A 25,736-nucleotide genomic window follows, 5' to 3' on the forward strand; every position below is an offset into this window, starting at 1 on the left:
ATGGAATAGACTTCAGGAAGTCCTCTCCTCATAGTCATAAAAACCGCGTCCGCTCTTTTTGCCAAGCCAGCCTGCTTTGACATACTTGCGGAGCAGCGGGCATGGACGGTATTTGGAATCGCCAAGGCCTGAGTGAAGGACTTCCATAATTGATAAACACGTATCCAGTCCGATAAAATCCGCTAATGCAAGCGGACCCATCGGATGATTCATGCCCAGCTTCATCACTTCATCTATTGCCTCCGGCTTCGCCACTCCCTCATACACGCAATAGATGGCTTCATTAATCATTGGAAGAAGCACACGGTTGGAAACAAACCCAGGAAAATCATTGACTTCTACCGCTGTTTTCCCCATCTTTTCCGCTAATGCCATAACATCTAAGGCCGTTTCTTCTGATGTAGCCAAGCCTCGAATCACTTCTACCAGCTTCATTACAGGGACGGGATTCATAAAATGCATGCCAATAACCCGTTGAGGCCGGTTTGTTACAGCAGCGATTTCTGTAATAGGCAAGGAAGATGTATTGCTGGCCAAAATCGTATGAGGCGGGCAAATGCGATCAAGTGTTTTAAACATCTCAGTTTTTGCCGCCATGTTTTCTGCGATAGCCTCAATCACAATGTCCGCATGCTCTGCCTCCTCAAGCGTTTGAGAAATCGAAATGCGGTTGATTACGCTCTTCACTTCCGTCTCGGTCCTTTTTCCTTTCTCAGCATCACGGGCCAGCTGTTTCTTCAGCCGTTTCAATCCTGCCTCCGCGGCCTCTGGATTCACATCATACATCCGCACATAAAAGCCCGCGTCGGCGGCTGTTTGAGCAATTCCGCTCCCCATCTGACCTGCGCCAGCTACCATGATTTGTTTGATTTCCATTCAAATCCCCTTTTTCATCATGTTTTAATGAACCTGCACTAAGACGGCGTCTCCCTGTGCTGCCCCGCTGCAAATAGCGGCAACGCCCAGACCCCCTCCCCGTCGCTTTAATTCATAAACAAGCGTCATGAGAATTCTCGCACCGCTCGCGCCGATCGGGTGGCCGAGCGCGATCGCACCGCCATTCACATTTACTTTTTCAAGATCGAAACCTACGATTTTTTCACATGTCAAAACAACTGAAGCAAAAGCTTCATTTACTTCAAACAAGTCAATATCTTGGACAGTTAAACCGTTCTTTTTCAGGAGCTTGTTAATGGCAAACCCCGGCGCTGCCGCCAGCTCGTGCGCTGGCATTCCCGTAGTTGAAAAACCAAGAATTGTAGCCAGAGGCCGTTTGCCAAGCTCAGCAGCTTTTTCCTCAGACATCAGCACGAACGCGCCGGCTCCGTCATTGACTCCAGGAGCATTGCCGGCTGTGATAGAACCGTCACTTGCATAAATCGGAGCAAGTTTCGCGAGCTGATCCAGACTTGTGTCACGGCGAATCGCTTCATCTTTATCAACAACGTTTGGTTTTCCTTTTCGACCGATCCAGTTGACGGGAACAATTTCATCCTGAAACTTCCCTTCATCGGCGGCCTTAGCTGCCCTTGCATGACTTCTCAACGCCCATTCGTCCTGCTCTCTTCGTGAGATTGCATATTCCTTGGCAGCTGTATTTCCGTGAACAGCCATGTGCACCTCGTCAAATGCGCACGTTAATCCGTCATACACCATTAAGTCCCTAAGCTCGCCGTCCCCCATCCGTGCTCCCCAGCGCCCGGCGGGAACGGCATACGGAATATTGCTCATGCTTTCCATCCCCCCCGCAACAAGTATGTCCGCATCCTGCGCCCGAATCATTTGATCACATAAAGTGACAGCGCGAAGGCCGGAAGCACAGACTTTATTCAGTGTTTCTGACGGCACACTCCAAGGCATTCCCGCCAGACGGGCAGCTTGACGGGAAGGTATCTGCCCTGAGCCGGCCTGGACAACCATGCCCATGACGTTTCCTTCTACATCATCTCCAGAGACTCCAGCCTGTTGCAGCGCCTCCTTCATCACAATGCCCCCAAGCTCAGCAGCTTTCACCTCTTTCAAAACTCCGCCGAATTTGCCAAATGGAGTTCTTGCAGCACTTACAATGACTGTTTTCCTCATGGTTTCACCTCATTCAGAAGATAGACAGCGCTTACAATTTCTAGTTGTCTTCTATGAATGTATGCTTTGAAACGGGCATGAATGAATGAAAAAAGAAGGCTGCGTCAAACAGCCTCCTTCTAACAACTATTCATTTTTCAGCAATGCCGAAGCCTTTTCTGGAAAGTCGGTAAACATGCCGTCTGCTCCCGCTTCAATGAGACACTTCATATCTTCCGGACGATTGACTGTATACGGCCTTACCTTAATCAAACCGTTCCTCATTTTCTTCAGCACTTCATCTGTGACCCCTGGGCTGTTTAGCTTCGGGTGATAGCCGGAAGCCGGAATAGACGCGATATATCGATCTGCCTGATAAAGCACATCTGAAGTTAATACTGCCCGTTCGATATGCGGCGCAAGCCGGGCGCATAGCGCCAAGCTGTCATGATTAAAGGTGGATAGGATGACTCTGTCCTCTACATTAAATCGCTTCACTGCCTCCAGCACTTTTTCTTCCATTCCCTCATAGCGGATCACGCTGTTTTTTAATTCAATGTTGATGAGAAAATCCTTTTTTACCGCCCACGAGAGCACATCTTCTAGCAGCGGCACTTTTATATCGCTGTACGCTTGATCGTGACCAGCGGCCGCATTCGCAGTCTTTACCTCATCATAGGCTGTATCCTTCACGAATCCTTTAAGTGATGTCGTACGGTTAAGTCTTTCATCATGAATTACAACAATGCGTCCGTCTTTCGTCAGCTGTACATCAAGCTCTATCCCATCCGCTCCGGCTTCAATTCCTTTTTCAAATGCAAGCATTGTATTTTCGGGAAATTGACCTGAGGCCCCCCGGTGGGCAAAAATCTTTGTCATCGTTTCACCTCAAACCCTAAAGTTTTCTCCATTATACTTATTTTGTCGGCTCCACTCTAGGATTAAGGCTGTATCAATCTACTGATCATAATAAGAATCAATGCCGTTGACAATCGCATCTGCGGCCTTTTGCTGGTATTCTTCACTTCCCAGCTTGTCCGCATCAGAGCTGTTCGTGATAAACCCAAGCTCCGCCAACACACTTGGCATTTGTGAATATGTAATGACGTAAAAGTCTGATTCTTTCACGCCTCTGTCTCTCGTTTGTAAGGATGAAACGAGCTGTGACTGAATATCGGATGCCAGACGCCGGCTGTTCTCCCCTTCATAATCAGATTGAAAATACGTTTCTGTTCCTGAAGCTGAAGCAACCCCTGAATTCACATGGATGCTGACAAAAAGGTCAGCCTGATTGGCACTTGCCTTAGCCACTCTTTCCTCCAAGGTCAGAAAATGATCGTCAGACCGGGATGCAACAGGATTGGCTCCCTCCTCTTTTAGTTTGTCTGTCACATGCTCTGAGACAGACAAATTAATATCCTTTTCAAAGAGCCCGTTTCCGACCGCTCCACTATCTTCACCGCCGTGTCCGGCATCAATATACACTGTTTTCCCTTCTATCGGCTCTGCTGCCTGTGCACAAGGCGCGAGCGTCAAAGCCAATCCGCACAGCGCCAAGCTCCTCCATAACATTCTCAACTTACTCCCTCCGGTCTTTTTATGACGAGTTCTTTCGCAGCTGAATATCTTCCAGCTGTAAAGTTCCATTATCCTTCTTTGTATATTTCACCAGGACATGTGTCTGATCTGGCAGTAATTCACATTCATCACGTTTATCCTTCGGAACTTGTATCATGGTTTCTTCTCCATTAAGAGAAACCGCAATCGTATGAGGATCAGCCGAGCCAATGTATTTTCCCTCTTCGGTAAACCTTGGCACTGAGTCATCCGCACTTGCAACACTGCACCCCGAAAGAAAGAGCGCAGTAAACAGCAAAAGAACCGTTTGTTTCACATGACCACCTCTTCCTGATGTTTGGCTTTTATCTTTGACCAGAATGGCGAATTTGTAAAGACAACGCGAATGCAGGCGAGCAAGTTCCATGATTTTCAAAAGGGCTATACGACCCGATCATTTCCTGTTGTTAGAAAGATAACGAGCAGATTTGTCTATGAGGATGGCTCTAATTGAGGCGCCAATTAGAAAAAATTAGCGGAAAGAAGCAACTTTTTATTCATTTTAAAAAATTTGAGAATAGGGTGAGCAAATCGTTTGACGGGTGGGTCAGCCAAGCGTAACCTTTTAAAGGATATTTACTTTATTGAAAGAAGTTAAAGCCATGAAAAAATTCGTTCTGCTGCTGGCGGCAGCTGTCATCACATGCTCCATCGGCCACCAAATCAGTGGCGGCTACAAAGGCCCCGAAAAAGAGCGGCGAAAACATCACTCTGCACTCAAGATATTCAGTCGGTAAAGCAGATCAATTGCATTAATTTTTACATATAGGCTAGAATATGTGCGAATCCAAACGAAAGAAGATGATCAAATGAATCCTAAGTATAAGCCACTTTTTGAACCATTTACGTTTAAAAGCGGCGTTACAATCAACAACCGGATCGCAGTAGCACCGATGACTCATTACGCTTCTAATGAAGACGGTACAATATCTGAAGCGGAGCTCGACTACATCATCCCCCGTTCAAAAGAGATGGGAATGGTGATTACAGCCTGCGCAAATGTTACACCGGACGGAAAAGCATTCCCCGGGCAGCCGGCCATCCATGACGATTCCAACATTCCAGGTTTAAAAAAGTTAGCACAAGCCATTCAGGCACAAGGCGCTAAAGCTGTTGTACAAATTCATCACGGCGGTATTGAGTGCCCGTCTGAGCTCGTTCCTCAACAGGATGTTGTGGGGCCAAGTGACGTGTTTGATAACGGCAAACAAATTGCTCGCGCATTAACAGAAGAAGAAGTGGAAAACATTGTGAAGGCGTTTGGAGAAGCGACAAGACGCGCCATTGAAGCCGGCTTTGACGGTGTCGAAATTCACGGTGCAAACGGCTACTTAATTCAGCAGTTTTATTCTCCGAAAACCAACCAGCGCACGGATCGCTGGGGAGGAAGCGATGAAAAACGATTAGCCTTCCCGCTCGCTATTGTCGATGAAGTGAAAAAAGCCGCTTCAGAACATGCGAAGGGTGCGTTCTTAGTCGGATACCGCCTGTCTCCGGAAGAACCTGAGACACCGGGATTGACAATGACTGAAACTTATACGCTTGTTGATGCTTTAGGGGATAAAGAATTGGATTATCTTCATATCTCACTGATGGACGTGAACTCAAAAGCGCGCCGCGGTGCAGATCCGACTCGCACACGCATGGACTTATTGAATGAACGTGTCGGAAACAAAGTGCCGCTGATCGCCGTCGGTTCCATCCATTCCGCTGATGACGCGCTTGCCGTCATCGAAAACGGTATTCCGCTAGTCGCTATGGGACGCGAAATTCTAGTTGACCCTAACTGGACGGTAAAAGTAAAAGAAGGCCGTGAAAAGCAAATCGAAACAGTGATCAAAGGCACAGATAAAGAAAAATATCATTTGCCTGAACCGCTATGGCAAGCAATTGTGAACACGCCAGGCTGGGTGCCTTATAAAGATTAATGTGCAAAGACTGCCGAAACGATTCGGCAGTCTTTTTTCCCTTTATATAAATAGTTTATGTACACATCTAAACAGCAAAAGAAAGAGCTCCCCACCAACTTCGAAAAGAAAATCCAGGAAAAACCCCTCACGCTTTCTTGCTTTTTTCTTTTTCATTCGTACGTCTCCTTTTTACATGAATACGCCTTACTTACGATTTTGCAGGAGAAAGGTTTCATTTTATAACGGACACATCTAGGGTCGATCATGCTTCGTGATCCTATAAGATGTATGAATGGACCAAGAGTGCAGGTAATACCGCCATTTGCTTTCCTTACTTTTCAAACCTATCCTTTACTATATGCGGATACTTAATATTCTTCTCCCATACTACAAATGTCCCCAAAACAAAACGCCTCCTATTTATCAGCGCAAACTAATAAATAAAAGACGTTTGATTTAATGACCACTTAATAAGCTCATGTTTAAGAAGCCTTATGCTCTAACCTCAGCTTATCCGCAACCATTGCAATGAATTCACTGTTGGTAGGTTTAGCTTTTGTCATGCTGACAGTATAACCAAACAACGAGGAAATGGAATCAATGTTTCCTCTGCTCCATGCCACTTCAATTGCATGGCGGATCGCTCTTTCTACACGGCTTGCGGTTGTGTTAAATTTTTTGGCGATGTCTGGATAGAGGACTTTTGTAATGCTGCCGAGCAATTCGATGTCATTGTATACCATTGAGATTGCTTCGCGCAGATAGAGATAGCCTTTAATATGGGCTGGGACGCCGATTTCATGGATAATGCTTGTGATGCTCGCGTCGAGATTTTTCTTCTTTGGTTCAGGCTGGCTGCTGCGTATAATACTGCTTTGCGATGATGGCGCACGATGCGTCACACTGCTGGCATTTCCGCTGACCTGGCGGATATGGCCGACAAGGTTTTCCATATCAAACGGTTTGAGAATAAAGTAGGACGCGCCTAAATCGACGGCCTTTTTCGTGACATCTTCCTGCCCAAAGGCTGTCAGCATAATGACATTCGGCTGTTTTTTCAGATCTGATTCCCTCAGCCTCTCTAAAACCGCAAGTCCGTCTAGATGCGGCATAATAATATCTAATACGAGCACATCGGGATCTTTTTCTTTAAACAGCGACAGGCATTCCTGTCCGTTATAAGCAACGCCGATCACTTCCATGTCTTCCTGTCCTTCTATATATTCACTTAACAGGCTTACCAGCTCTCGATTATCATCAGCAACACAAACTTTAATTTTCTCCACGTTTCTTCCTCCCCAAATGTAGTTAACAGGATTCACCCTTGCTACATGTTTACATTCGACAAAACCGCTATATACCCTCTAAAAAAATCATAATCACCAATATTAGTGGCATATCTTTGTTATTCTATGTTTTTCTCTGTTTTTCGACTAAAAATGAAATTTGACAAACAAGGAAACGTGAATTTGTCGAAAAATCTTCTTTTGTATATTTTACCGTATGTATTCTGAGAAGTGAAGAGGGATCAAAATAAAAAAACTGCCGGAAACTCCGGCAGTCAGCTTGCTTTTTCTTTTCCATAAATATCGATTCCTGCTTCTGACAGCATCCATTCAATATGAACACCGTAGCCGCTTGTCGGGTCATTTACAAATACATGGGTGACAGCACCGATCACTTTTCCATTTTGAATGATCGGGCTTCCGCTCATCCCCTGTACGATGCCTCCTGTTTCTTTCAACAGTCTTGGATCGGTAATTTTCAACACCATTCCTTTTGTCGCAGGGAATTTTTGCGGCGTTGTGCTGACGATTTCAATATCGAATTTTTCTACTTTGTCATCATCAATAACCGTTAAAATTTCAGCCGGCCCTTTTTTGACTTCGGTAGAAAACGCAACCGGCAATGCTTGATCTGATATGTTGTTTTGAATCGGCTGATGCAGTGTGCCGAAAATCCCAAACGGGCTGTTTCTGTTAATATCCCCGATCGTTTTGCGTTCTGAGGAAAATCGCGCCAGTTTTTCTCCCGGATTACCGCCTGTCCCTTTTTCAATTGATGTTACAGTGGATTTAACGATTTCTCCATTCTCCACTACAATTGGTTTCTTTGTGTCCATATCGGAAATCACGTGGCCAAGTGCTCCGTATTTTTTTGTTTTCGGTTCATAAAAGGTCATAGTGCCGATGCCAGCAGCAGAATCTCTGATATATAACCCGATTCTGTATTTGCCTTCTCCTTCATCCTTTTCTGGGATCAGCTTCGTTTTGATTTTCTGTTTATCACGTTTGATCAGTAAGTCTAAAGATTCACCAGTTTTCCCAGCCTTTTGAATAAATGGGGCTACATCATTCATTTTTTCAATTTTCTGTCCATTCATCTCAATAATGATGTCGCCCGCTTCAATTCCTGCCGTTTCTCCCGGAGATTTTTTGCCTTCACTTGTATTGATTTGATGAAATCCGACGACAAGAACACCGACGGAATGAAGTTTTACACCGATTGATTGTCCGCCAGGTATAACTTTTAAATCAGGAAGAACATGCACTTTTGTTTTTTTAATTGGAAATCCGGCAAGATCATATACCAATTCTGACTCACCTGATTTTTTGCCCGTCACCTTGATTTCATGCGGATCTTTCTTTACTGTAAACGCTTCTGAGGATTCTGATGTCTGAGCGTTTACCGATAAACTCGTTTCAATCGCTTGTGTTTGGGTTTCAAATACTCTCATTTGCGTTGGAATCAGTAAATATTCTTTTAGCGGTTTGCATAAACCTACACTTAATAACGAAACAAGGAGAATTAAACCTACTGCTTTTCTGATGTTATCGGGCATTCACTACTTCACTCTCCTCGCTCCTATCCCACACCTTCTTTATGACTTGCTGCTACATCATTTAATTTTGCCTTCTGACGGCTTATTTATAACTGTCATATGAAGAAAAACATTGGATATACTGATGAACGAATGGATGTGCACGAAAAAAATAAGCTGCGCTTCTCGCGCAGCTTACCCAGTTGTTTTGACTTGATCCGCTTGTTTTAAAAGTTCTTTCGCATGGCGTTTCGTTAAGTCGGTTACTTCGACACCTGCAATCATGCGCCCGATTTCCGCTACCTTTTCCTGCTTAGAGAGCGGCTTGACACGTGTCGTCGTTCTGCCGTCTTTTAACTCCTTCGCAATATAAAGATGCGTATCGGCCATGGCAGCCACCTGAGGCAGGTGTGTAATGCACAGCACTTGTGATCCTATTGACACCTTATGGATCTTCTCAGCAATTGCCTGTGCGACCCTGCCGCTTACACCGGTATCAACCTCGTCAAAAATGATCGATGTCACATCCTGTTGTGAGGAAAAAATGCTTTTTATGGCAAGCATCACCCGTGACAGCTCTCCACCTGAAGCGACTTTCGAAAGGGATTTCAGCGGCTCGCCTGTATTGGTTGAAATTAAAAACTTCACCAGGTCAATCCCTTGTTCAGTCAGCTGAACGGGCTGGCCGTTTACAAGCGGCGCCTCTTCATTGCGTGACGCTGTTCTGACCTTAAATTCCGTATCAAAAGTTGATTTTTCCATGTACAGGCTTTTTAATTCCCGATGAATCTCATCAGCCAGCTTTTTCGCCCATGTTTTTCGGATTTGTGACACATTTGCCGCTTCCACTGCGACATCTTTGCCGACGGAGTCAAGCTCCTTTTTCAAGCTTTGAAGGTGGCTGTCCCTGTTTTCAATTTGGTCAATCTCTTCTTCAATTTTAGAAGCATATTCCAAAATGTCTTCAACAGTGGCACCGTATTTTCGTTTCAGCTGTTTGATTTCATTAAGTCGCGTCTCAATATAGTTCAGGCGTTCCGGATCAAATTCAAGCTCATCCAGCATATTTCTCATCTGAAATGTGGCATCCTCAAGCAAATAGTAGGAGTTCGAAACACTTTCAGACATTTTTTTCAGCGGTTCGTTTATATCAGATATATCTTCAAGCTGCGCTGATGCCATTCCAACCCAGTCCAATCCGCCCTGCTCACTGCGAAGCGCGTTATATGCATTTTGCAGCGACTCATATATCTTCTCAAAGTTTGAAATTTGCTGGCGCTCTTCTTGGAGCTGTTCATCTTCGTTAAGCTCAAGCTTTGCCGATTCGATTTCTTCGAGCTGAAATTGAATAAGATCAAGACGATGGGCCATTTCCTGTTCGCTTTCAGAAAGCTGCTTAAGCTTTTTGAGCAGCTTCACATACCGCTGGTACCCTTCCTGATACGTTTTGAGCGCGCTTTCCACTTCGGCCCCGGCAAACTTGTCCAAAAGCTGGAGATGATTTTCGTCTTCCATTAACAGCTGGTTATCGTGCTGCCCGTGAATATCTAATAAAAGCCTGCCGATCTCTCTTAGCGAAGCAATCGTGACAAGCTTGCCATTGACACGGCAAACGCTTTTCCCGCTCGTGCTGATATCCCTTCTCATGACGATCATTTCGTCTGAAACGTCGATTCCCTGCTCAGCGCATACGCCTAAAACAGGATGGCCGCTCTCCAACAGAAACAGCCCTTCAAGTTCGGCTTTTGCTTCCCCATATCTAACAAATTCAGATGATCCGCGGCCTCCGACTAAAAGAGAAATGGCATCTATGATGATGGATTTGCCGGCTCCGGTTTCTCCTGTTAAAACCGTAAGCCCGCGTTCAAAAGAAACCGTCAGTTCCTCAATAATGGCAAAGTTTTTAATCGATAGTTCAGCTAACAAACAGCATTACACCTCTTATCTTTGTTAGATTTTCTGTTACAGCAGTTCAAGGAGCTTGTTTTTTACGCCTTCTGTATCTTCAGGAGTCCGGCAAATAATTAAAATCGTATCATCCCCGCAAATGGTCCCCATCATTTCATCCCAGTCCAAATTGTCCATCAGCGCCCCGATTGCCTGGGCATTGCCCGGCATCGTTTTCAGCACAATCATATGGCTTGCTGAGTCTATTTTCACAAATGCGTCCATCAATGCCCGCTTTAGCTTTGACAGCGGATTGAAACGCTGGTCCGCCGGAAGACTGTATTTGTAAGAACCATTATTTGTAGGCACTTTTACAAGGTGAAGTTCTTTAATATCCCGTGATACCGTGGCCTGCGTTACTTTGTATCCATCCTGCTTTAGCATGTCGACCAATTCATCCTGCGTTTCGATTTCATTGCTTGTAATGATCTCTCTGATTTTAATATGCCTCTGGCCTTTGTTCATGTAAGCACCTCTATTTCCAAGCTTATCTGTTCTTTTATGTTATATGATTCTCTGCACATTGTACATGAATGCAGAAAAAAGGAATAATAGCGCCCTATTATTCCGGTACATCTGCTTTTTTTTCTTTTAACGTCTTATGTGCTTCTTCTACAACGCGCATGATCTCTTCTTCCGGCAGCTCCTGGCCTTCATGTCCCTCTCCCGGCCAATGCAAATGAAGGAGAAACTCAATATTTCCGTCTCCTCCCGTGATTGGAGAAAATGACAAGCCTTTACAGATATAGCCTTCAGCGGCAGAAAAACTGATCATTCGCTTGAGCACATCAGCATGCACTTTAGGATCTCTAACAATCCCTTTTTTGCCGACGGATTCCCGTCCCGCTTCAAACTGAGGCTTAACTAAAGCCATGCAGTCGCTGCCCGGTACGAGCAAAGTCCTTAGGACAGGCAGGATGAGCCGCAGTGAAATAAAGGACACATCAATTGTGGCAAACTCCGGCATGCCCTTTGTAAAGTCTGCCGGTGTTGCATAACGAAAGTTCGTCCGTTCCATCACGACGACCCGTTCATCCTGTCTAAGCTTCCATGCAAGCTGATTATAGCCTACATCCACAGCGTATGACTGTTTAGCTCCATTTTGCAAAGCGCAGTCCGTAAAACCGCCGGTGGAGGAGCCAATATCAATCATAATTTTATCTTTGACAGAGACGGGAAATTCCTTCAACGCTTTTTCGAGCTTTAAGCCGCCCCTGCTCACATACCTCAGCGGGTTTCCTTTGACAGTTAACGGAAGGTCGCGGTCAATTTTTTCTCCAGGCTTGTCCAAGCGGTTTTCGTTTGAATAGACGATCCCCGCCATAATGGCTCTTTTGGCTTTTTCACGCGTTTCCGCCAGCCCTCTTTCCACTAATAATACATCTAATCGTTCTTTCTTTGACGTCATGATCCAATTCCTTTGTGTGTCTTTGGCGGCATCAGTAATCTAATACGATTTGCCACCTGCTGTTTTGTCAGTCCAATTTCCTCAAGAAGCGCTGTTACACTTCCGTGTTCAATAAACCGATCAGGTATACCCATTCTGTCAATCGGAGTATGATATTCACCTTGATCATGAGCGAATTCTAAAATCGAGCTTCCGAAACCGCCTTCTAAGACCGCTTCTTCAATTGTTAAAATTGGCAAGCCTTCTTTTAGGATACTCTTCATCATCTTTTCATCAATCGGCTTAATAAAACGCGCATTCACAACGCGCACGGAAAGGCCTTCTTTCTGCAGCTCTTCGGCTGCTTCAATCGCCATTTCGATTGTTGTGCCGAATGTTAAGATGACAGCATCGTTCCCTGGACGCAGCACCTCCCACGTACCGATCGGAATCGTTTTCAACTGTTCATCCATTTTTACGCCGAGTCCGTTTCCGCGCGGAAAACGCATCGCTATCGGGCCTTCGTCATAGCTAAGTGCTGTATGAACCATGTGCTGGCCTTCATTTTCGTCTTTCGGCATCATTAAGACCATGTTTGGAATGTGGCGCATAAACGCAATATCAAACACGCCTTGATGTGTCTCTCCATCAGCGCCAACGAGTCCTGCACGGTCAATTCCAATAAACACATTGGCGTTTTGGCGGCAGATGTCATGGACAACTTGGTCATATGCCCTTTGCAGGAAGGTTGAGTAAATCGCCAAAAACGGCTTCATACCCTGCATTGCCATAGCTGCCGCCATCGTTGCGGCATGCTGTTCTGCGATTCCTACGTCGAACATCCGGTCAGGGAATTCCTTTGCGAAACCTTCAAGCTTTGAACCGACAGGCATAGCCGGCGTAATGGCTACAATGCGTCCGTCCTCGCGCGCCATTCGCTGCACAGTTCCGCTGACAAGACCGCTCCACGAAGGAGCTGCGGCTTTCGGCTTTACAAAGTCACCGGTATTAATTTTATATGGTCCGGTACCATGCCATGTCCCAATCGTATCGGTCTCAGCCGGTTTGTACCCCTTCCCTTTTTTCGTGATGACATGCAGAAGAACAGGGCCTTTTGTTTTTTTGGCGTATTGAAGATTCTCAATCAGCTCATGATAAGAATGTCCGTCCACTGGGCCCAAATACGTAAAACCGAGCTCCTCGAAAAACATTCCGGAGACGAGCATGTATTTCAGGCTGTCTTTGACTCGTTCCGCCGTGGCGGCAAGCTTGCCCCCAACTGCCGGAATCTTTTTAAATAAGTATTCAAGCTCATCTTTGACCCACTGGTATTTCCCCGCAGTACGGAGCCGTCCGAGCATAGAGTGAATGGCACCAACATTTGGCGCAATACTCATTTCATTATCATTAAGGATGACAATCATGTCTTTTTTCTCGTCGCCGATGTGGTTAAGGGCTTCGAGCGCCATACCGCCGGTCAGCGCGCCGTCACCAATGATCGGAATAATATATTCATCCGTTCCTTTAATATCACGGGCAGCTGCCATTCCCATCGCGCCTGACAGAGAAGTCGAGCTGTGCCCGGTTTCCCAAACATCGTGCTCGCTTTCACTCCGCTTTGGAAATCCGCAAAGCCCTTTGTACTGGCGAAGCGTCGCAAATTCTTTTCCGCGTCCTGTCAGCAGCTTATGGACATACGACTGATGGCCTACATCCCATAAAAATTTGTCTTTCGGGCTGTTAAATTCCTTATGCAGGGCGACAGTAAGCTCTACGACACCTAAGTTTGGGCCGATGTGGCCGCCGGAAGCGGATAAACTTGTAATTAAAAACTGACGGATTTCATCACTTAATTTCTCTAATTCATCAATGGACATGTTTTTTAAAAACGACGGGTCCTGTATTGATAAAAGATCCAAAGCGGATCAACTCACTTTCAGCATGAATTTCTGCAATGATACATGTCTTTTGCATGCCGAGCTGACAATAATCTCAGACATAAAAAAAGACAAACGCGCTTTTCCTTTTCATTTTTCATATAAACTGCTTACATTTTACCATATCTCGTGCAGCCGCTTCAAATTAGGATCGTTTTAGTGATCTCTTGCCGCAATTAAATCACATAGCTCATATAAAAGGTCTTTTTGAAGAGAGAGTCCGCCGATCAATCGCTTCGCCTCTTTTATATGAACATCCAATTTATGTTTGGCCCCTTCCAATGAAAGAAGCGACGGGTATGTCGATTTGTCATTTGTGGTATCCGAGCCGACACGTTTGCCGATTTTCTCTTCACTGCCTTCTAAATCTAAAATATCGTCTCTGATTTGAAATCCGATTCCAATGTGGCTGCTGAAGGTACGCAGTGTTTCAATGTCTTCCTCAGGCGCATCAGCCAAAATAGCACCGGCGATTACACAAAAGCCAAGGAGCTTGGCAGTTTTCCGTTCATGAATGGATTCGAGCTCTTCAAGCGTGACTTGTCGGTTTTCCGCTTCCATATCAGCTACTTGCCCACCGACCATGCCTTCGGTGCCTGCCGCTGAAATCAGTTCATTCACAAGCCGCAGGCGCTTTTCTGCTGACACCTCGTCTGACACGTGGGAGGTAATCAGCTTAAAGCTTTCTGTGAGCAGCCCGTCACCCGCTAATACTGCCGTCGCTTCACCAAACACTTTATGGTTTGTCGGCTTCCCGCGGCGCAAATCGTCATCATCCATGCATGGAAGATCATCATGAATTAACGAATACGTGTGAATCATTTCGACAGCACAGCCCACCGGAATGCCGTCTTTTTCGCTTTTTCCATATGCATTTAAAACAGCCAGTACAATCAGAGGCCGCAGCCGCTTTCCGCCGGCCTGTAAAGAATATAGCATAGATTTCTTTAATGAGTCCGGCATATCAAGCTTTTCTGTATAGACAGAAAGCTGATTTTCAATTGTTTTTTTCCGGTCCGCCAGAAAGCTCGTTAATTTATTTGTCACCTTCGTCTTCCTCCTGAACACTGAAAGGTGCCAGTTCGCCGTCTTCTTTTAAAATGAAGTCCATTTGCTTTTCGACTTTTTGCAGCTTTTCATGGCACATTTTTGACAGAGCCATGCCTTCTTGGAAATAGTTAATGGCTTGCTCTAGAGGCACATCTCCCTCTTCAAGCTTTGATACAATGCTCTCAAGCCCTTTCATCGCTTCTTCAAATGTCATGTTTTCATTTTTTTTCACGTCTGTCATTTTTCTTCCCCTCTCTTTTCTAATACTTCACAGGTCAGCACGCCATCCTTCAGCTTGACTTCAAGCCGGTCCTGCTCTTCTATTTGACTGACACTTTTAATGAGTTTATCTTCTTTATAAGCCAAGCTGTATCCTCTTTCCATCACTTGAAGAGGACTTAGTGCATTCAGCTTGCCAAGAACGGTTTGAAATTGGGAATGCAGCTGCTTCATTTGGATATTCATATTTTTTCTCAGCTGATTTGTTTGTTCCTGGTATCGTGTTCTCGCTTGTTTCAGCTGTTCATGAGGATGCAGTGCCTCTAATCTGTACGTTTCACGCTCCAGCTGTCTGCTTTTCCGATCTAAAAGAGCGGTCAGCTGTGCTTGAAACTGCTGGTACGCGAGGTCAAACTGCTGCTCTTTTTGCGCATACAAACGCTTTGGAAAACGAAAGGCATAGGACGATTGCAGCGTTTGAATCCGTTCTTTTTTCTGGCCGAGGTGCTGCTGCATTGCTCTTGTCATTCTGACTTCCGCTGTTTTTGTGCGTTCGATTAAATCAGTGGTATGAGGCACAGCAATCTCAGCTGCTCCTGTCGGCGTCGCGGCTCTGATATCGGCGACAAAATCACTGATCGTAAAATCCGTCTCATGTCCGACTGCCGATATAATCGGAATATTGGAAGTAAAGATGGCGCGTGCTACAATTTCTTCATTGAATGCCCACAGTTCTTCTATCGAACCGCCGCCTCTCCCGACAATTAATACGTCGCAAATCTCTTTTTCATTTGCCTCTTCAATGCGCGTAACGATGGATCTGCTCGCATTTTCACCTTGTACGAGCGCTGGAAGAACAATGACTTTTACAAGGGGATATCTTCTTTTTAGAGTTGTAATAACGTCTCTGACAGCGGCACCCGTTGGAGATGTCACAACCCCGATTGTGGCTGGAAATGCGGGGATTTGTTTTTTGTAGCGGTCGTCAAATAAACCTTCTCCGGCAAGCTTCTTTTTTAATTCTTCGTACGCTAAATAAAGCGCTCCAACCCCGTCAGGCTGCATTTCTTTGGCATATAATTGATAGTTTCCGCTCGGTTCATATACGGAAATTCCGCCTCTGACCAGCACTTTCATTCCGTTTTCAGGTTTAAAAGGCAGACGCTCGCTTTGTCTCGCGAACATCACCGACTGCATTCTTGCGTTTTCGTCTTTTAAAGTGAAATAAATATGCCCTCGTGTGTGTATCTTTACATTCGACAATTCGCCTTTAATCCAAATATTTTCAAGGTGAGGATCTACATCGAATTTTCGTTTTATATACTTTGTCAGCGCTGAGACGGTCACATACGCTGCTTCACCCATGTCTAAAAACTCCTCTCCTAAGCATTCCTGCACCATAACTAAAGAAAACCCGCCCTGGCTTTAGGAGCCTGAAGAAGCGGGTATCGTGCTCATATTCAAGGCGGGTAAACATTTCGCCTGTGAATATCTCCAATTATCTATGATAACGTACGTTTCGCAGATTTAACAGTATTATGCGCAAGCATCGTGATGGTCATCGGGCCTACTCCGCCCGGAACCGGCGTGATGAAGGACGCTTTTTCCTTTGCCCCTTCAAATTCAACGTCTCCGCAAAGCTTTCCGTTTTCCAGACGGTTAACGCCGACGTCAATGACAACAGCGCCCTCTTTGATCTGGTCTGCACTGATGAAGTTGGCTCTGCCGACTGCCACCACCAGGATGTCCGCTTTTTTCGTATGTTCAGTAATATTTTCTGTTCTTGAATGACAGTAAGTAACCGTCGCGTTTTCATTTAATAAAAGCTGGCCGACAGGTTTGCCGACAATGTTGCTTCGGCCGACTACAACAACCTCTTTACCGGAAAGGTCAATATTGGTTTTCTTCAAAAGCTCAACAATTCCATGAGGCGTGCAAGGAAGAAACGTATCTTCGCCAAGCAGCATTTTCCCTACGTTTAACGGATGAAAACCGTCTACATCTTTATCAGGGGAGATACGTTCGATCACCGCTTTTTCAGAAATATGGTCTGGGAGCGGAAGCTGAACGAGAATGCCATGAAACTCAGGGTCTTGGTTATATTGATCAATAATGGAAAGCAGTTCAGCTTCTGTGAGGCTGCTGTCAAATTGATCGAGCTTGAAATTCATTCCCATTGTTTCTGCCGCTTTTTTCTTTCCTCGCACGTAAGAGTGAGAAGCAGGATCATCTCCAATCAAAATAACCGCCAGTCCGGGAGTGACGCCTTGCTTTTTAAGCTCTTCTACCTCTTTTGCCAATTGTTCGCGTTTTTCTCTAGCCGTTTCTTTTCCGTCGATGATTGTTGCAGTCATTTTCTTTCCTCCTATGATTGTTCAATATCAGATTTAATGTTAGAAAGAACCCCGTTTACAAACTTTGTCGCTTTGTCATCACCAAACCGTTTTGCCAGCTCAATCGCTTCGTTCATGGAGACATTCACCGGAATGTCTTCGGCATATGCCATTTCATATGCTGCCAGGCGCAAAATCGCACGGTCAACATTGGCAATCCGATCGAGCTTCCAATTCACCAGATGCTTGGAGATCATTTCATCCAGCTGGTCTTGGTGTTCCAATACCCCGTGTACAAGCTGTTCAAAGAAAGGATCTGTTTTTTCTTCATCCAGTGCGTGTTCTATGGCTTCATTCACTGCAATATCGCTGACATCAATTTGAAATAGTGCCTGCAAAGCTTTTTCTCTTGCTGTTCTTCTTTTCATTTTCTTTCTCCTTTGATCCTCTTTATCCGCTTGTCGTTAAGCCACAAAGAGATCATAACATATTTTTTTCGTATCCGCATATTGAAATCAAGGTTTTTTACCCTATTACCGAATATTTTCACACACCTTAATATGATTATTCGGATTTCACGTTCATGAAGAAACTCGGCTATGTAAGCCGGCTTTCTTCATGCTTTGAAATAAAGGGTAACGTGTAAAAAAACCAAAGGGCCGCCCTCCCCTTGGTTTCGTGTTAAGCCATTTACATTTCTTCGTCGATTTGGACTTCTTGGGCTTTTGTGTCAAATTGAATGCCGACGATGTGAATATTGATCTCGTTAATCGAAAGAGACGTCATATTTAATAAGGTTTGACGAATGTTTTCCTGAACGGATGCTGCAACTTTCGGAATCGAAACGCCAAATGTAACGACACAGTATACATCGATCGTAATTCCGTCATCCGCCAGGTCGACTTTGACACCTTTGCCATGATTCACTTTGCCAAAGCGCTCGACGACGCCTGTCGCAAAGTTTCCGCGCATTTCGGCAACCCCATCAACTTCTGATGCTGCAATGCCGGCAATGACCTCAATGACCTCCGGTGCAATCTCAACCTTACCCAAATGCGTATCTTCGTGATCCATTTTAAGCAAGCTGTTGTCTTTCATTCAATTCACCTCCGTAAAAATTATGAGCCCATTACATCATATGTTTCTAAAAATTTCGTATTAAACTCTCCGCTCACAAATGTTTCGTGTTCAAGCAGTTTTAAATGGAAAGGGATTGTTGTCTCAATGCCTTCGATGACGAATTCGCTCAATGCGCGCTTCATGCGGGCAATCGCTTCATCCCTCGTTTTTCCGTATGTGATTACCTTTGCAATCATGCTGTCATAGTACGGTGGGATGGAATAGCCAGGGTACGCAGCTGAATCGACACGGACACCAAGACCGCCAGGAGGCAGGTACATTTTAATTTCACCAGGTGACGGCATGAAATTTTTACTTGGGTTTTCTGCGTTGATTCGGCATTCGATGGCCCAGCCTTCAAATTCAACATCTTCTTGCTTGAGGCTCAGTTCCATTCCTGATGCCACTTTGATTTGTTCCTTGATCAGGTCAGTTCCCGTCACCATTTCTGTGACTGGGTGCTCCACCTGAATTCTGGTGTTCATTTCCATGAAGTAATAGCGCTGTTCATTGTAGTCATAGATAAATTCAACTGTTCCAGCACCTGTATAGCCAACCGCTTTTGCAGCCTTTACCGCTGCATCTCCCATTTGCTCCCTGATTTCTGAATCAAGGGCAGGAGATGGTGATTCTTCCAAAAGCTTTTGCAGGCGTCTTTGGATCGAGCAGTCGCGTTCGCCCAAATGGATCGTATTTCCGTAGTTATCAGCAAGCACTTGGATCTCAACGTGGCGAAAATCTTCTATGTATTTTTCGATGTATACACCTGGATTTCCAAATGCAGTTGCCGCTTCCTGCTGTGTAATCTTAATGCCATTAATCAATTCCTCTTCAGTGCGGGCAACCCTAATTCCTTTTCCGCCTCCGCCTGCGGTGGCTTTTATAATTACAGGATACCCAATTTCATTAGCAAGCGAAACCGCTTCTTCCACATTTTCTATAATTCCCTGTGAACCCGGTACGATTGGCACGCCGGCCTGTTTCATCGTTTCCCGCGCAACGTCTTTTGTTCCCATTTTTGAAATGGCGTCAGCGCTCGGGCCGACAAACGTGACATTAACTTCTTCACATAATTCAGCGAAATCAGCATTTTCAGCTAAAAATCCGTATCCCGGATGAATGGCGTCCGTGCCAGTCAGCTTTGCAACACTCACAATATTTGTAACATTTAAATAGCTGTCTTTTGATGCTTTCGGTCCGATACAAAAAGCTTCATCGGCCATTTGAACATGAAGGGCATCTTTATCAGCTTCTGAATAAACAGCGACAGTCTCAATTCCGAGCTCTCTGCAGGCTCTGATGATTCTGACAGCAATTTCTCCTCTGTTGGCGATCAATAGCTTTTTAATCATGTTCAGTCTCCTTACTCCGCTTTTACAAGAAATAGAGGTTGTCCGTATTCGACCAGCTGGCCGTTTTCTACTAATACTTCAACGATTTCGCCTTTCACTTCTGCTTCGATTTCGTTGAAAAGCTTCATCGCTTCTACAATGCAGACAACTGTGTTTTCATTTACTTTTGAACCGGCTGTTACATACGGGCCAGCTTCCGGTGATGAAGAAGCATAAAATGTTCCTACCATTGGTGAAGTGATTTTATGCAGATTCTCATCTTGCTTTGGTGCTTCTTGGGCAGGTGCCGCTGCTTGCTGCGCTTGCGGCTGAACTGCCTGCGGAGCCTGTGCTTGTACAGGTGCTGCAGGTGCCTGCTGCATGACTTGAACCGTGCCTGCTTCGTGTTTTTTCAGTTTTAAGGATACACCTTCATTTTCATATACGAATTCGTCAATTGTAGACTCGTCAATTGCTTTAATCAGCTCGTGGATTTCTTTGATATTTAACATTCAATCGCACTCCTATGTATGAAATTTCTTTTTTTATAGGTTACTACTAAAAGTACATACTATGTTCATCTTACAGGAGCGGACTTTTGAATTCAACTCTAATATGACAGCAACGCAAAAAGCCCGCTTGTTTAGCGGGCTTCTTTTTCCTCTTTCTTACTTGGATGGTTCAAACGTGACAGCGACATCTTTCATTGTTTTGATTTCTTTTGCGACAAGGTCTATAATGGCTGTCGCCTTCGATTTGGAGTGTTTGTCTGATTTGACTGTAATATTGATTTTATCTCCTTCAGCATTAACAAGCGCATCCTCGTAACCTTGTGTTTTAATCAGCGTTTCCAGCTGTTTTTCTGTTCCTTCCACTTCACTGAGAGCCGTCATTTTATCGTATGCTTCGCTTTTCTCCTTGGCTGTTGCATCATCGCTTGATACAATGGCATTCAGCTCTTCTCTTTCTTTGCTTCTGGCATCTTCTAAATCAAGACGGTACGTTGTAAACAGATCATCATCGGCTGTTTCCGTAACAACAGTTCCTTTTTCACTGGCTTCAGCGGATGTTTCCTTGTCTGCTGATGAATCTTTCGTTCCCTTTGTTCCATCTTCTTTTCCTTTTTCAGTTTCTGTACCGCTTTTTTCTTTCGTGTCTTGCTTGGCAGGCGCTTTTTCAGTTGCGACCTCTCCGCTGTCAGACGCGCTTTTTTCACTTTGCATCTGCACGGCGTTTTTGCTTTCCGGCGACATGATATAGTAGACGCTTAACACCACGACAAGACTGAGCATTGTTAATAGCCAAACGGTTTGTTTTTTAAGCATTTATGAATCCTCCTTTATTTTTTTAGGGGCAACCGCAACCCGGTGGCTTGGAACATCCAGGACCCGTGTCACCGCTTCGATAATGGTTTGTTTTATTTGAACGTTGTCCACTCCTTGAGCAACAACGAGTACACCGCGTATATCAGGTTTTTTCGTTTGGACGACGACAGGTGTTTCTTTATCGCCGTTTTTGATCATGACGATTTCTTCCTCCGATGTTTGGTCTGTAACGCTTCTTGTTCCGCCTTCTTTATCAGTTTCTTCAGTGGTTGTATTTTTGTTTGATTTGTTTTTTTCGTATACTTTCAGCGACGTTGCATCTACATTCACGACAACCGAGACATCGTCCACACCAATGATTGTTTCAAGAATTTCTTTCAGCTGATTTTCGTATTCTTTTTCATAGTCATCGATCGAGTCTTTAGGTTTATCAGATTTTGAGGCTTTAAACACTTCAGCTGTTTTCTCTTTGCTGCCCGCGGAATGTTGCGATGATACGGCCGTTATCGTTTTGGCGTTTTCTGTTTTCTCAGGTGAAGAAAACAGCTGGCTGACAAGCATAAAGGAAACTCCGAGAACAAAAACGAATAGAAAGTAATGATATTTGGTCAGCTTCGGCTTTTCGCCGTCCTTCATTTGTCCCGGAAGAAACTGCTTTTTCAATACATTCCATAATCCGTTTTTATTCATTGCCGACACTCTCCCCGCCTTCCATATGAACCGTAATTTTCTCACTTCCGATTTCCCAAATGTCCGCGAGCTGCGTTTTTATCTGTTTGGCTTCTTTTTGTTCGGCTGCTTCTTTCGTTACGTATGCATGATCTGTATCAATGTGGACCGGCGCGACCGTTTGGACCGTTTTTTCAGAAGACGGGGCCATATACACGCTGATTGTTTTAATATCCTCTTCTGAATCTACCTTTTCTCCTGCCGTGAGTTTGATGCGGCCTACTTTATATTCATCATGACTGAATCTCTCCTCCGCTTTCTTTTTTAGTTGGACAGCCATTTCTTCTAGAATATATGCGCGCTGGGAAGCTTGTATTTCTATTTTTTTTGAATTGATTTGATTTTTTATGTCGGCAGACTCTGACTGCCCGTTTTTTGTGAGGTATTCAAAGATGATTTCGGGGTCTGTCTTGAAAAGTTTAAAAATCGGCGTAAGCATGACGACAATCAAGAGCAGGCTGACTACCATTTTTGCGTACTTTTGCATGCTGGAGCTCGGCAGCAGCATATCAATCACAATTGCAAATAGGATAAACAACACGATAGTGGTAAGCCATTCCGTTAAAAAACTCATTCGCCTGCCTCCTTCATTTCATCATCATCGTGAGGTTTCCGGCTGTGATTATGACAGTAAGGCTTAAAAAAAACATGAGAGACACAATAGCGAGAGCTGCAAAAATATAAATGACGCTTTTGCTGATGACGTCGAGGCAGGTGATGACGGGCCCGCCTCCAAGCGGCTGAAGAATCGCGGCTGCCAGCTTATAAATAAAAGCGAGGGAAAGCACTTTGATTGCCGGAAATGCCGCGATACAGATCAAAATAGCGACACCGAGAATCCCTACCGTATTTTTCAGCAGTAAAGAGGCGCTGATTACTGTATCTGTTGCGTCTGTAAACATTCGGCCAAGCACAGGAATAAAATTTCCGGTTATAAATTTAGCCGTCCTGAGCGTAATGCCGTCTGTCACTGCAGCGGAGGCTCCCTGAACAGAGATGACGCCGAGAAAGATGGTAAGAAAAACAGCCAGTGCTCCGATGGCGATATTTCTGAGCAGGTTGGCCAGCTGAGTTACTTTGTATTGTTCAGTCATCGTGCTGACAATGCTCAGAATTGCTGATAAGAAAATCAGCGGCATGACGATATTCTGAATCAAGAGACCGCTTGTGTTCATCAGAAAGAGGATAACAGGATGAAAGAAGGCAGCAGATACAGCTCCGCCTGAGGAAGCCAAAAGCGCCAAGAGGAGCGGAATGAGCGCCAGGATAAAGCTGGTCATCGTCTGAATCGCCTCAGTTGCATAGTTAATTGCCACATGAAAGCTATTAAGTGCAAGGATAATCAGCACCATGTACACAATTGAGTAAGCGACCTTACTGACGGTGCTTTGCTGAAAAGCATTTTGCAGAAGCTGCAGAATGACGCAAAAAATCGTGAGCAAAATCAATGTGCCCAGCAGCTTTCCGTTGGCAAGCACTTCATGAAACAAATAAGAAAAGAGAGCTTTCAGCCATTCTTGCGGTGAGAATGATTTATCGCCATTGATAAACTCCATTAAGCTGCCTTTTTGGCTTTCCGGCAGCAGTCCGCCGTATTCTGTCATAATGTCATTCCAAAATTCCCCGATCTTATCTGTTTCAAGCGAGGCTGCTGTCCTTTCCGCTAATTGCTCAGCTGTTTCAGCATGGTCTTCCGTTTTTTCTGCATTACCAGCTGCTTGTACAATTTCTGCACGGCCTGCTATGATCAGCACGGCCAAAAGCAAAACCCATTGAAAGCGCTTCAATCTACCGCCTCCTTTCGGTTATGACATAGAAGGTATAAGTCCGAGAATCGTTTCGATAATGACGGTTAAAATAGGCACAGCCATAACGAGAATTAAAATTTTTCCCGCCAATTCTATTTTCGAGGCGATGGCCCCTTGGCCGGCATCTTTTGTGAGCTGCGCCCCGAATTCAGCAATATAGGCGATTCCGATAATCTTTAAAATGGTTTCAACATAGACCATGTTGACATTTGCATTAATCGCAATTTTTTCTATCATTCGAATAATGTCGTAGATTTGGTCTACTAAATAAAGAAAAATGGCACATCCGGCAAAAACGACGATTAAAAACGCAAAAGTCGGCTTTTGTTCTTTTACAATTAAAGAAAGGAAGGTGGCGATCAGCCCTAAACCTACAATTTGAACAATGTCAATCTGCAAGCCCCCCTATCCTTGGAATAAAAACACAGCTTTTATCTTTTTAAATAGGTCATCTACAATCGTGGCGACCATAAATAAAATATAGATAAAACCTAACAGCGTCACCCACTGAGCGTATTCTTTCTTGCCCATCTGATCCAATATCGTGTGTAAAAATGCGACCACGATTCCCACTCCGGCGATTTGAAATATGACATTCACGTCTACTCCCATTTTATTTTTGCTCCCCTCACGTTTACATCAATAGAAGAATGAGTAACAAACCCGCTAAAAAGCCCAAACTTTTTATCATCTTTTCGTTTTTCGCTTGCGCCTGCTCAGCATCCGCTTCAGAGGCTTCCAAATGTGTCAGCGCCAGCTTGATGTGCTTTTGCTGAGAGATTCGATCATGAATCCCGAGCGTCTCGCCAAACTGCTTCAGCACTTCGTATTCGCTTTTTTTCAAAGACAGGGTGTCCCATACCTTCTTTAAGCTTTGCTCCCACGCCGTTTTCGCGGAATCACTTCCCTTGTCCAGCTGATTACTGAATGCGGAAAAAAGAGCTGAAACAGGCTGTGCGAGCTGTTTGGCAATCTGCTGTGAAGCAGTATGAAGCGGTGTATGGCCGTACATGATTTCAGCCTCGAGGGATTGAAGCGCCGCACGCAGCTGGCGGATTTGCCGCGGCCGTTCTGTATAAATCTTCGCCATCTCAAAACCTGTCCATGTTGTCGCTACCACAATGAATACAGCGCCCAGCAGCTTCAGCATGTTTTCACGCCCGTCGTCCTAGACAGCACATTTCCGTCTTTGTCATAAATTTGGCTCACTGTGCCCGGCCCTTTTGCTCTTGATAATTCCAAATAGCGGTCAAAGGCTTTTTCTTCCCACAAACGCTTCAATGAAGGCCGCTTCATCAGATCGGATATGCTCCAGCCATGCGCCGATACAATTACTGAAACACCGGCATGCAGCGCCTCCAGAAGTGCATCTGTATCTTCCATACGCCCGATTTCATCGACAATCATCACCTCAGGGCTCATGGATCGAATCATCATCATCAGCCCTTCAGCTTTTGGACAGGCGTCTAACACGTCAATTCTCTGACCAAATTGATGCTGCGGAATGCCGCGAAGACATCCGGCAATTTCTGACCGTTCATCGACGATTCCTGTCTTTACGGGCAGCATGGGTTTTTTGCCGGTGCTTGAGAGCCTCGCAAGGTCCCGGAGAAGTGTTGTTTTGCCGGTTTGGGGCGGTCCGATAATCAGCGTATTCAGCCAGCTGTTTTGATATAAGTATGGAAGCAGCGGCTCCGCAATCCCCAGCTTTTGCCGGGCAATTCGTATATTAAAAGATGCGATGTCACGGAGGCCTTTCACACCTCCGTTTTCCGTAATGACTCTGCCCGCCAGTCCGACTCTGTGGCCGCCTCTGATCGTGACATACCCTTTCTTCAGCTCTTCTTCTAGTGTATACATACTATAGTTGCTAAGCCGGCTCAGGATCAGATGGGCATCCTCGGCCGTGCCCGCATAGGACAAATAAACAGGTTGTCCTCTTCGAATCAATTCAACAGGGCGGTTGATCCGAATTCTGACTTCTTCGATTTCCAGCCATTGTTGTTCCGGTATTTCAGAAAGGGCGTTTTTCATGGATTCAGGGAGAACCTCAGCGATTTCATTCAACAGAGCCTCCTCCTTTCTACCGATTGGCTTCTTTAAAATGTATGATGTGAGGCAGACTTTATGACAAGCCTCTCT

The 25,736-nt window shown here is 45.0% G+C and carries 29 protein-coding genes; 2 read left to right on the forward strand and 27 right to left on the reverse strand.

The genetic code is table 11. The features are described from left to right. Nucleotides 1-12: 12 nt before the first annotated feature. The 5 genes from MKY50_RS12350 to MKY50_RS12370 form a co-directional block, all read right to left on the reverse strand. Complete coding sequence (locus tag MKY50_RS12350) at nt 13-876, reverse strand: 3-hydroxybutyryl-CoA dehydrogenase (protein WP_032730379.1); 864 nt, start codon at nt 874-876, stop codon at nt 13-15. Nucleotides 877-900: 24 nt separating this feature from the next. Then, nucleotides 901-2,082, reverse strand: coding sequence for an acetyl-CoA C-acetyltransferase (locus tag MKY50_RS12355; RefSeq protein ID WP_003230291.1), 1,182 nt, complete (start codon nt 2,080-2,082; stop codon nt 901-903). Nucleotides 2,083-2,208: 126 nt separating this feature from the next. Further along, complete coding sequence (locus tag MKY50_RS12360; RefSeq protein WP_341116755.1) at nt 2,209-2,940, reverse strand: glycerophosphodiester phosphodiesterase; 732 nt, start codon at nt 2,938-2,940, stop codon at nt 2,209-2,211. Between the two features lie 78 nt (nt 2,941-3,018). Continuing rightward, nucleotides 3,019-3,639 (reverse strand): N-acetylmuramoyl-L-alanine amidase family protein, encoded by a 621-nt coding sequence (locus tag MKY50_RS12365; protein WP_116316552.1) that lies wholly within the window; start codon nt 3,637-3,639, stop codon nt 3,019-3,021. Nucleotides 3,640-3,658: 19 nt separating this feature from the next. Further along, nucleotides 3,659-3,955, reverse strand: coding sequence for a hypothetical protein (locus MKY50_RS12370; protein ID WP_029317929.1), 297 nt, complete (start codon nt 3,953-3,955; stop codon nt 3,659-3,661). Nucleotides 3,956-4,262: 307 nt separating this feature from the next. On the opposite strand from MKY50_RS12370, the gene MKY50_RS12375 reads away from it, so the two are divergent. Next, complete coding sequence (locus MKY50_RS12375) at nt 4,263-4,415, forward strand: hypothetical protein (protein WP_014480226.1); 153 nt, start codon at nt 4,263-4,265, stop codon at nt 4,413-4,415. A gap of 72 nt (nt 4,416-4,487) precedes the next feature. Then, on the forward strand, nt 4,488-5,606 hold the full coding sequence (locus tag MKY50_RS12380) for an NADH-dependent flavin oxidoreductase (RefSeq protein ID WP_341116758.1): 1,119 nt from the start codon (nt 4,488-4,490) through the stop codon (nt 5,604-5,606). Nucleotides 5,607-6,070: 464 nt separating this feature from the next. Here MKY50_RS12380 and spo0A read toward each other — a convergent pair whose 3' ends face one another. From spo0A to spoIIIAA, 22 genes are all read right to left on the reverse strand, one after another. Continuing rightward, nucleotides 6,071-6,874 carry a sporulation transcription factor Spo0A gene (spo0A, locus tag MKY50_RS12385; RefSeq protein ID WP_003226427.1) on the reverse strand — a complete coding sequence of 268 codons (804 nt, stop codon included), beginning with the start codon at nt 6,872-6,874 and terminating at the stop codon, nt 6,071-6,073. A gap of 275 nt (nt 6,875-7,149) precedes the next feature. Further along, nucleotides 7,150-8,430, reverse strand: coding sequence for a SpoIVB peptidase (gene spoIVB, locus MKY50_RS12390; protein ID WP_004398697.1), 1,281 nt, complete (start codon nt 8,428-8,430; stop codon nt 7,150-7,152). Nucleotides 8,431-8,604: 174 nt separating this feature from the next. Beyond that, the gene (recN, locus tag MKY50_RS12395) at nt 8,605-10,335 is read right to left on the reverse strand and encodes a DNA repair protein RecN (RefSeq protein ID WP_003230267.1); all 1,731 of its coding nucleotides are present in this window, start codon (nt 10,333-10,335) and stop codon (nt 8,605-8,607) included. 36 nt (nt 10,336-10,371) lie between these two features. After that, on the reverse strand, nt 10,372-10,821 hold the full coding sequence (gene argR / locus MKY50_RS12400; protein ID WP_029317927.1) for an arginine repressor ArgR: 450 nt from the start codon (nt 10,819-10,821) through the stop codon (nt 10,372-10,374). Between the two features lie 97 nt (nt 10,822-10,918). After that, nucleotides 10,919-11,764: a TlyA family RNA methyltransferase gene (locus MKY50_RS12405; protein WP_014477301.1), complete on the reverse strand. Its 846-nt coding sequence runs from the start codon at nt 11,762-11,764 to the stop codon at nt 10,919-10,921. Further along, nucleotides 11,761-13,662 carry a 1-deoxy-D-xylulose-5-phosphate synthase gene (dxs, locus tag MKY50_RS12410; protein WP_003245985.1) on the reverse strand — a complete coding sequence of 634 codons (1,902 nt, stop codon included), beginning with the start codon at nt 13,660-13,662 and terminating at the stop codon, nt 11,761-11,763. Before dxs ends, MKY50_RS12405 begins: the two co-directional genes overlap by 4 nt. 174 nt (nt 13,663-13,836) lie before the next feature. Next, complete coding sequence (locus tag MKY50_RS12415) at nt 13,837-14,727, reverse strand: polyprenyl synthetase family protein (RefSeq protein WP_003230262.1); 891 nt, start codon at nt 14,725-14,727, stop codon at nt 13,837-13,839. Then, nucleotides 14,717-14,971, reverse strand: coding sequence for an exodeoxyribonuclease VII small subunit (locus MKY50_RS12420; RefSeq protein WP_003226409.1), 255 nt, complete (start codon nt 14,969-14,971; stop codon nt 14,717-14,719). Before MKY50_RS12420 ends, MKY50_RS12415 begins: the two co-directional genes overlap by 11 nt. Continuing rightward, the gene (gene xseA / locus MKY50_RS12425; RefSeq protein WP_341116761.1) at nt 14,968-16,314 is read right to left on the reverse strand and encodes an exodeoxyribonuclease VII large subunit; all 1,347 of its coding nucleotides are present in this window, start codon (nt 16,312-16,314) and stop codon (nt 14,968-14,970) included. Before xseA ends, MKY50_RS12420 begins: the two co-directional genes overlap by 4 nt. 137 nt (nt 16,315-16,451) lie before the next feature. Then, nucleotides 16,452-17,303: a bifunctional methylenetetrahydrofolate dehydrogenase/methenyltetrahydrofolate cyclohydrolase FolD gene (gene folD, locus MKY50_RS12430; RefSeq protein ID WP_003230259.1), complete on the reverse strand. Its 852-nt coding sequence runs from the start codon at nt 17,301-17,303 to the stop codon at nt 16,452-16,454. Between the two features lie 11 nt (nt 17,304-17,314). Continuing rightward, nucleotides 17,315-17,710: a transcription antitermination factor NusB gene (nusB, locus tag MKY50_RS12435; RefSeq protein ID WP_003230256.1), complete on the reverse strand. Its 396-nt coding sequence runs from the start codon at nt 17,708-17,710 to the stop codon at nt 17,315-17,317. Between the two features lie 262 nt (nt 17,711-17,972). Then, nucleotides 17,973-18,380 carry a fatty acid biosynthesis protein YqhY gene (gene yqhY / locus MKY50_RS12440; protein WP_003230254.1) on the reverse strand — a complete coding sequence of 136 codons (408 nt, stop codon included), beginning with the start codon at nt 18,378-18,380 and terminating at the stop codon, nt 17,973-17,975. 20 nt (nt 18,381-18,400) lie between these two features. After that, nucleotides 18,401-19,753 carry an acetyl-CoA carboxylase biotin carboxylase subunit gene (accC, locus tag MKY50_RS12445; protein WP_003230253.1) on the reverse strand — a complete coding sequence of 451 codons (1,353 nt, stop codon included), beginning with the start codon at nt 19,751-19,753 and terminating at the stop codon, nt 18,401-18,403. An 11-nt stretch (nt 19,754-19,764) separates the two neighbouring features. Beyond that, nucleotides 19,765-20,244, reverse strand: coding sequence for an acetyl-CoA carboxylase biotin carboxyl carrier protein (gene accB / locus MKY50_RS12450; protein ID WP_003230252.1), 480 nt, complete (start codon nt 20,242-20,244; stop codon nt 19,765-19,767). A 156-nt stretch (nt 20,245-20,400) separates the two neighbouring features. After that, complete coding sequence (spoIIIAH, locus tag MKY50_RS12455) at nt 20,401-21,057, reverse strand: stage III sporulation ratchet engulfment protein SpoIIIAH (RefSeq protein ID WP_003230250.1); 657 nt, start codon at nt 21,055-21,057, stop codon at nt 20,401-20,403. Further along, nucleotides 21,058-21,747: a stage III sporulation protein AG gene (spoIIIAG, locus tag MKY50_RS12460; protein WP_033885014.1), complete on the reverse strand. Its 690-nt coding sequence runs from the start codon at nt 21,745-21,747 to the stop codon at nt 21,058-21,060. Continuing rightward, the gene (gene spoIIIAF / locus MKY50_RS12465) at nt 21,740-22,360 is read right to left on the reverse strand and encodes a stage III sporulation protein AF (protein ID WP_015251730.1); all 621 of its coding nucleotides are present in this window, start codon (nt 22,358-22,360) and stop codon (nt 21,740-21,742) included. Before spoIIIAF ends, spoIIIAG begins: the two co-directional genes overlap by 8 nt. Before the next feature lie 13 nt (nt 22,361-22,373). Then, entirely contained in the window at nt 22,374-23,573 is a 1,200-nt protein-coding gene (spoIIIAE, locus tag MKY50_RS12470) for a stage III sporulation protein AE (protein WP_017696428.1), read from the reverse strand. A gap of 18 nt (nt 23,574-23,591) precedes the next feature. Continuing rightward, on the reverse strand, nt 23,592-23,993 hold the full coding sequence (gene spoIIIAD / locus MKY50_RS12475) for a stage III sporulation protein AD (protein ID WP_003230228.1): 402 nt from the start codon (nt 23,991-23,993) through the stop codon (nt 23,592-23,594). Nucleotides 23,994-23,999: 6 nt separating this feature from the next. Next, nucleotides 24,000-24,206, reverse strand: coding sequence for a stage III sporulation protein AC (spoIIIAC, locus tag MKY50_RS12480; RefSeq protein WP_003153142.1), 207 nt, complete (start codon nt 24,204-24,206; stop codon nt 24,000-24,002). Between the two features lie 22 nt (nt 24,207-24,228). Continuing rightward, complete coding sequence (gene spoIIIAB / locus MKY50_RS12485) at nt 24,229-24,744, reverse strand: stage III sporulation protein SpoIIIAB (protein WP_017696426.1); 516 nt, start codon at nt 24,742-24,744, stop codon at nt 24,229-24,231. Beyond that, nucleotides 24,738-25,661 carry a stage III sporulation protein AA gene (gene spoIIIAA, locus MKY50_RS12490; RefSeq protein ID WP_128474054.1) on the reverse strand — a complete coding sequence of 308 codons (924 nt, stop codon included), beginning with the start codon at nt 25,659-25,661 and terminating at the stop codon, nt 24,738-24,740. Before spoIIIAA ends, spoIIIAB begins: the two co-directional genes overlap by 7 nt. Between the last annotated feature and the right edge of the window lie 75 nt (nt 25,662-25,736).

This window comes from Bacillus sp. FSL R7-0685, assembly GCF_038002425.1.
Lineage (GTDB): Bacteria > Bacillota > Bacilli > Bacillales > Bacillaceae > Bacillus > Bacillus subtilis.

Excerpts from the sequence above, each read along its gene's own strand:
- argR (WP_029317927.1), bottom strand. The coding sequence starts at position 10,821 with ATGAACAAAGGCCAGAGGCATATTAAAATCAGAGAGATCATTACAAGC.
- MKY50_RS12360 (WP_341116755.1), bottom strand. The coding sequence starts at position 2,940 with ATGACAAAGATTTTTGCCCACCGGGGGGCCTCAGGTCAATTTCCCGAA.
- nusB (WP_003230256.1), bottom strand. The coding sequence starts at position 17,710 with ATGAAAAGAAGAACAGCAAGAGAAAAAGCTTTGCAGGCACTATTTCAA.
- MKY50_RS12380 (WP_341116758.1), top strand. The coding sequence starts at position 4,488 with ATGAATCCTAAGTATAAGCCACTTTTTGAACCATTTACGTTTAAAAGC.
- xseA (WP_341116761.1), bottom strand. The coding sequence starts at position 16,314 with ATGGGTGAAGCAGCGTATGTGACCGTCTCAGCGCTGACAAAGTATATA.
- spoIIIAH (WP_003230250.1), bottom strand. The coding sequence starts at position 21,057 with ATGCTTAAAAAACAAACCGTTTGGCTATTAACAATGCTCAGTCTTGTC.
- folD (WP_003230259.1), bottom strand. The coding sequence starts at position 17,303 with ATGACTGCAACAATCATCGACGGAAAAGAAACGGCTAGAGAAAAACGC.
- accB (WP_003230252.1), bottom strand. The coding sequence starts at position 20,244 with ATGTTAAATATCAAAGAAATCCACGAGCTGATTAAAGCAATTGACGAG.
- spoIIIAF (WP_015251730.1), bottom strand. The coding sequence starts at position 22,360 with ATGAGTTTTTTAACGGAATGGCTTACCACTATCGTGTTGTTTATCCTA.
- spoIIIAC (WP_003153142.1), bottom strand. The coding sequence starts at position 24,206 with ATGGGAGTAGACGTGAATGTCATATTTCAAATCGCCGGAGTGGGAATC.
- accC (WP_003230253.1), bottom strand. The coding sequence starts at position 19,753 with ATGATTAAAAAGCTATTGATCGCCAACAGAGGAGAAATTGCTGTCAGA.
- yqhY (WP_003230254.1), bottom strand. The coding sequence starts at position 18,380 with ATGAAAGACAACAGCTTGCTTAAAATGGATCACGAAGATACGCATTTG.
- spoIIIAB (WP_017696426.1), bottom strand. The coding sequence starts at position 24,744 with ATGCTGAAGCTGCTGGGCGCTGTATTCATTGTGGTAGCGACAACATGG.
- MKY50_RS12355 (WP_003230291.1), bottom strand. The coding sequence starts at position 2,082 with ATGAGGAAAACAGTCATTGTAAGTGCTGCAAGAACTCCATTTGGCAAA.
- MKY50_RS12405 (WP_014477301.1), bottom strand. The coding sequence starts at position 11,764 with ATGACGTCAAAGAAAGAACGATTAGATGTATTATTAGTGGAAAGAGGG.
- MKY50_RS12420 (WP_003226409.1), bottom strand. The coding sequence starts at position 14,971 with ATGACAGACGTGAAAAAAAATGAAAACATGACATTTGAAGAAGCGATG.
- spoIVB (WP_004398697.1), bottom strand. The coding sequence starts at position 8,430 with ATGCCCGATAACATCAGAAAAGCAGTAGGTTTAATTCTCCTTGTTTCG.
- spoIIIAG (WP_033885014.1), bottom strand. The coding sequence starts at position 21,747 with ATGAATAAAAACGGATTATGGAATGTATTGAAAAAGCAGTTTCTTCCG.
- MKY50_RS12350 (WP_032730379.1), bottom strand. The coding sequence starts at position 876 with ATGGAAATCAAACAAATCATGGTAGCTGGCGCAGGTCAGATGGGGAGC.